Origin of the sequence: Klenkia sp. PcliD-1-E, assembly GCF_024124375.1 — a bacterium.
Lineage (GTDB): Bacteria > Actinomycetota > Actinomycetes > Mycobacteriales > Geodermatophilaceae > Klenkia.
Genome location: NZ_JAMXRZ010000185.1, coordinates 1 through 5,110 on the forward strand (window position 1 = coordinate 1; position 5,110 = coordinate 5,110).

The window sequence follows — 5,110 nt, forward strand, 5'->3', positions numbered from 1 at the left end:
GCTGGAGCACGCCCTGGCCGGCCACGTCTCCGCCGAGCCCGGGCACGCCCTCGCCCTGCGGCACCTGGGCCTGCGCCCGCTGCTCGGCCTGGACCTGCGCCTGGGCGAGGGCACCGGCGCGCTGCTGGCCTCCCCGCTGGTCGCCGCGGCCGCCCGCGCGCTGGCCGACGTCGCCACCTTCGACTCCGCCGGCGTCACCGAGAAGGCCTGATGCCCGCCACCCCCGTCGACCCCGCCACCGGGTCGGTCTACCCGGTCGGCCTACGGCTGACCGGCAAGCGCGTCGTCGTCGTCGGCGGCGGCCAGGTCGCGCACCGCCGGGTCGCCGGGCTGCTGGACGCCCGCGCCGTCGTGACCGTGGTCAGCCCGCAGCTCACCCCCGCACTGGAGGCGCTCGTCGAGCCCGGTTCGGTCACCTGGGCGCAGCGGCCCTACGCCGACGGCGACCTCGCCGACGCCTGGTACGCCGTCGCCGCCACCGACGACGCCGCGGTGAACGCCGCGGTGGCCGCGGAGGCCGAGGCCCGGCGGATCTTCTGCGCCCGCGCCGACGACCGCTCCCGCTCCAGCGTGTGGACCCCGGCGGTGGGCCGGCAGGGCGACGTCGTGGTCGGCGTGCACGGCGGAGGCGACCCGCAGCGCGCCGTCGGCATCCGCGACGCCGTCCTCGCCGGGCTCACCGACGGCACGGTGCCCGACACCGTGTCGCGGCCCACCGACGGCCGGGGCAGCGTGGTGCTGGTCGGCGGCGGCCCCGGTGACCCCGGGCTGATGACCGTGCGCGGCCGGCAGGCGCTGGCCACCGCCGACGTCGTGCTCGCCGACCACCTGGCCCCGCAGTCGCTGCTGGCTTCGCTCCCACCGCACGTCGAGGTGGTCGACGCCGCGAAGCTGCCCCGCGGCCGGTCGATGGCCCAGGAGCAGATCAACGCACTGCTGGTCGAGCACGCGCTGGCCGGCAGGCGGGTGGTGCGGCTGAAGGGCGGCGACCCGTTCGTCTTCGGCCGCGGCTACGAGGAGCTCGAGGCCTGCGCCGCCGCCGGGGTGCCGGTCGAGGTGGTCCCCGGCGTGACCAGCGCGATCGGCGTCCCCGGGCTGGCCGGCGTCCCGGTCACCCACCGCGGCCTGACCCACGAGTTCGTCGTCGTCTCCGGGCACGTGCCACCGGGCCACCCGGCGTCCCTGGTCGACTGGGCGGCGCTGGGCCGGCTGCGCGGCACGCTCGTGGTGCTCATGGGCGTGGAGACCGCCCCCGCCATCGCTGCCGCGCTCGTCGAGCACGGCCGGGCGGCCGACACCCCGGTGGCCGTCGTCGTGGACGGCGCGGGCCCGGCGCAGCGCCTGTACCGCACCACGCTGGCGGGGCTCGGCGCGACCATCGCCGACGAGGGCGTCCGCCCGCCCGCCGTGTGGGTGGTCGGCGACGTGGTGGGCCTGGGCGCGTAGGACCACCACGTCGCCGGGGGTCAGACGGCGGTGCGGCCGCCGTCCACCGGGATGACCGCCCCGTGCACGAACGCCGCGTCGTCGCCGGCCAGGTAGGTCACGGCCGGGGCGATCTCCTCCGGCAGACCGGGCCGACCGTGCGGCGTGGTGGCGGCCAGCTGGTCCAGGGCCTCGCCCATCCCCGCCGTCCCCTCCGTGCGCGTGGGCCCAGGGCTGACCGCGTTGACCCGCACCCCCGACGGTCCGAACTCCGCCGCCCAGGCCTTGGTCAGCAGCGCGACCGCCGCCTTGCTCGAGCCGTACAGGGACATGCCCGCCTGCCCGAACGCCGAGACCATCGTGGTCACGTTGATGATCGAGCCCGACCCCCGCGCAGCCATGGCGGGCGCCAGCTCGGCCACCAGGAACCAGGGCACCTTCACGTTGACGGCGTAGACGGCGTCGAAGTCGGCCTCGGTGGTCCCCGCGGTGGGGCCGAAGGGGAACACGCCCGCGTTGTTGACCAGCACGTCGACGTGGCCGCCGCCCAGCTCCACCGCCTGCCGGGCCAGGTCGCGGGCGGACGCCGCGTCGACCAGGTCGACCGCGACGAAGTCGGCCTTCCCGCCCGCGGCACGGACGGCGTCGACGGCCTGCTCGCCCCGCACGCGGTCCCGCCCGGTCAGCACCACGTGGGCTCCGTGCGCGGCGAGGTCGAGGGCGACGGCGCGGCCGATGCCGCTGGTGGCGCCGGTGACGAGTGCGGTCCGGCCGGTGAGGTCGGTGGTCATGGTGGGTTCCTCCCTGCTGGATGCCCGACGGTCGTCGGTACCTGCTCGGAACCCCGGGTGCGGGAGCGCCATTGCGCCCTGGTCCACGGTCCTGCCGATGACCCCCATCAGCCGGGCCGGGACCCCGCCGGCCGGCACCGACGACACTGGGCACGTGGAGATCCGTGAGCTGCGGGCGTTCGTCGCGGTCGTCGAGGAGGGCGCGCTGTCCGCGGCCGCCCGCCGCCTCCACCTCAGCCAGTCGGCCCTCTCGCAGACGATGCAGTCCCTCGAGCGCCAGCTCGGCGTCGACCTGCTGGTGCGCACGCACACCGGGGTGCGCACCACCGAGGCCGGGGACCTGCTGCTGCCCGAGGCGCGGTCGCTGCTGGCCCAGCACGACGCCGCCGTCCGCGCCGTGACCGGCTCCGCCCGCGCCGCCCGGCTCGCCGGCACGCTGCGCGTGGGCGTCCCGCTGGAGCTGCCGCCGGAGCTCCTGCCGACGGCCGTCGCCGAGGTGGCCGCCGCCTTTCCCGACACCCGGGTCGAGGTGCGCCACCAGCCCAGCGCCGCCCAGCTGCGGGCCCTCGCGGCCGGCGAGCTGGACGTCGCGCTGGTCCGGGAACGCCCGGCCGACCCGGCGCTGGCGACCGTGCTCGCCGCCGAGGAGCCGATGGGCGTCCTGGTCTCGGCCGCCCGCGGCGAGCAGCTCGTCGATGCCGGGTGCGTGCGCCTGGAGCAGATGGACGCCCTGGACTGGATCGGCTTCCCCCGCTCGGACAGCCCGCACTGGTTCGACCAGGTCGTCGCCACCATGCGCGCGCACGGCATCCGGGCCGCGGACCGGGAACGCGGCGACGACCTGCCGGTGACCTCCGAGGTCAAGCTGGCCGCCGTCCGCGCCGGCCGGGCCTTCGCGCTGGCCGCCCCGGGCTGGGGGCAGCCGCTCCCCGACGGCGTCGGCTGGTACCCGCTCGCCGACCGGCCCGTCGTCCGGCGCACCTGGGCGGTGTGGTCGGCCGACGCCCGGCAACGCGACCTCGGCGTCCTGGTCGCAGCCCTCGACCGCCGCGGCCGCTAGGGCACCCTCAGACGACGGAGGCGAAGACCACCACGTTCTCCTCGCTGGCCCCGGCCGAGGAGTCGTACTCCCCGCCGCAGGTCACCAGGGCGACGTCGGCGCCCTCGGGGTGGCCGTTGAGCGCGTCGGACAGGTCCGAGGACGCCTTGTCCAGCCCGGTCAGCGGCGCCTCGACGACCTGCAGCTGCAGCTGGGTCCCGTCGGCCGCGGTGAGGACCACGGGGTCGCCGACCTGCAGCTCGTCGAGCCGGTCGAACACCCCGGGCGCGTCCCCGGGCACGTCGTGGCCGAGCACGACGGCCATCCGACCCGACCCCGGCTCCGGGCCGTCGGACCACCACGACGTCGAGGCCATGTCCTCGGGGACGCCGTAGCCGGCGACCTGCTGGCCGGTGAACGGGTTGGTGTACTCGACCGTCCCGCGCTGCTCGACCGGCGCCTGCACGCCGATGGTCGGCACGCTCAGCGCGGCCGGGACGAGCGGCACCTCGGCCGCCGACGTGGCCGGCACCGCCGGGGCGGTGTCCCGGCCGGAGCCGTACCACCAGCCCCCGGCGAGCAGGGTGAGCAGGACCAGCAGGACGACCGGGCCGGACGACGACCCGGCGTCGCGGTCAGCCGGCGACGCCACGGCGGGCCCGCAGCCACAGCGCGCCGCTCCCGCTCGCGGCGAGCAGGGCACCCAGCCCGATCAGCCCGGCCGGGGAGGAGTCGTCGGAGGGCGCCCCGCCCGTCGGCGCGTAGCCGGGGTAGGCCACGGCCTGGGTGGGCGCGGCGCTGGTGACCACGGCGGGCGCGCTGTCCACCGGCGCCGTGGACGGCGGCGGGGTGGTGGTCGTCGGCGCCGCGGGGGCCGGGGTCGGGACGAGCGCGGCCAGGCACTGCGCGAAGTCCAGCACCACCTTCACGGTCTCGGTGACGCCGTCGACGACGACCTGGACGGCCATGGTGAGGGACTCCTGGCCGTTCTCGAACAGGTCGCCCAGCTGGGCGGGGTCGAGGTCGAGCAGGTCCAGCAGCTGCTGCTGGCTGATCGGGATGGTCGTGGTCGCCTCGCCGCCCTCGACGGGCGTCGTCGTGCTGCCGCCACCGAGCAGGCCGATCAGCGCCTCGGTCAGGCCGGTCGCCAGGCCCGTGACCGACACCTGGATGCCGTTCACCAGGCCCTGGAAGCAGGACGCGCCGCCGGAGATGATCTCCGTCGGGTCCGGCGTGGACCCGCCGCCGCTGCCGGCGCCGGGCAGGCTGCCCAGGCCGGGGATGCCGCCGGAGGGGATGCCCGGCACCACCGACGTGGGCGCGCCACCGCCGGCGTCACCGGTCAGTCCGCCGAGGACGTCGGTCAGCGGGTTGTCGGTCAGGCCGGGCACCTCGGCGGAGGCGACGGCCGGGGTGCCGAGGACGGCGACGGCCGCGATGGCGCCCGTGGCGAGCAGCCGCCGGCCGGTGCGGCGGGACAGGTGGAGCTGGGGCACGGCGGCGACCTCCGTTGGTCGTGCTGGCGGGAGCGGGTGACCGGTCAACGACACCCGTGACGGGAGGTTACGGGTAGAAGTGACGGACCGTTCCCGACGACCCCGGCCGCTATGGTCGACGGGGTACGCCGTCACCGGGCGTGCTCGAGGCGGAGGTGCCCCGTGGAGTTCGTGCTCACCCTCGTCGTGGCGCTGGCGGTCCTCGCCGGACTGGTCACCACGGCGCTCGTGCTGGCCACCCGCCGGGCGGTGCGCGCCGTGCGGGGCAGCCGGGCCGTGCGGCACGGCCGGGAACTGACCCAGCTCGCCGGCACCGCGGTCGCCGTCGTCCGCAGCCCGGCCCGGGCCGACCGCGGCAC

General features: G+C 77.2%; 7 protein-coding genes. 4 read left to right on the plus strand and 3 right to left on the minus strand.

Translation table 11 applies throughout. From position 1 onward, the window contains the following. Together NH342_RS21805 and cobA are read left to right on the plus strand one after the other, a co-directional pair. On the plus strand, nt 1-211 hold a 211-nt coding region (locus tag NH342_RS21805), incomplete at its 5' end, for a nicotinate-nucleotide--dimethylbenzimidazole phosphoribosyltransferase (protein WP_253018262.1). Then, nucleotides 211-1,446 (plus strand): uroporphyrinogen-III C-methyltransferase, encoded by a 1,236-nt coding sequence (gene cobA / locus NH342_RS21810; RefSeq protein WP_253018263.1) that lies wholly within the window; start codon nt 211-213, stop codon nt 1,444-1,446. The genes NH342_RS21805 and cobA, both read left to right, overlap by 1 nt. Before the next feature lie 20 nt (nt 1,447-1,466). Here cobA and NH342_RS21815 read toward each other — a convergent pair whose 3' ends face one another. Further along, a complete protein-coding gene (locus NH342_RS21815; protein WP_253018264.1) occupies nt 1,467-2,216 on the minus strand; it encodes an SDR family NAD(P)-dependent oxidoreductase in 750 nt (249 codons plus the stop codon). Between the two features lie 97 nt (nt 2,217-2,313). On the opposite strand from NH342_RS21815, the gene NH342_RS21820 reads away from it, so the two are divergent. Further along, the gene (locus NH342_RS21820) at nt 2,314-3,276 is read left to right on the plus strand and encodes a LysR family transcriptional regulator (protein ID WP_253018265.1); all 963 of its coding nucleotides are present in this window, start codon (nt 2,314-2,316) and stop codon (nt 3,274-3,276) included. A 7-nt stretch (nt 3,277-3,283) separates the two neighbouring features. Here the strand turns inward: NH342_RS21820 and NH342_RS21825 are convergent, their stop codons facing one another. Both NH342_RS21825 and NH342_RS21830 read right to left on the minus strand, forming a co-directional pair. Then, nucleotides 3,284-3,907, minus strand: coding sequence for a class F sortase (locus NH342_RS21825; RefSeq protein ID WP_253018266.1), 624 nt, complete (start codon nt 3,905-3,907; stop codon nt 3,284-3,286). Beyond that, nucleotides 3,891-4,751, minus strand: coding sequence for a hypothetical protein (locus NH342_RS21830; RefSeq protein ID WP_253018267.1), 861 nt, complete (start codon nt 4,749-4,751; stop codon nt 3,891-3,893). The genes NH342_RS21825 and NH342_RS21830 overlap by 17 nt, the downstream gene beginning before the upstream one ends. Nucleotides 4,752-4,913: 162 nt before the next feature. Here NH342_RS21830 and NH342_RS21835 point away from each other — a divergent pair. Next, the coding region (locus NH342_RS21835; protein ID WP_253018268.1) for a hypothetical protein at nt 4,914-5,110 on the plus strand (197 nt) is incomplete at its 3' end.

What these genes read in the sequence shown, in the direction of transcription:
- NH342_RS21820 (WP_253018265.1), top strand. Translation starts at nt 2,314, where the DNA reads ATGACCCCCATCAGCCGGGCCGGGACCCCGCCGGCCGGCACCGACGAC.
- cobA (WP_253018263.1), top strand. Translation starts at nt 211, where the DNA reads ATGCCCGCCACCCCCGTCGACCCCGCCACCGGGTCGGTCTACCCGGTC.
- NH342_RS21815 (WP_253018264.1), bottom strand. Translation starts at nt 2,216, where the DNA reads ATGACCACCGACCTCACCGGCCGGACCGCACTCGTCACCGGCGCCACC.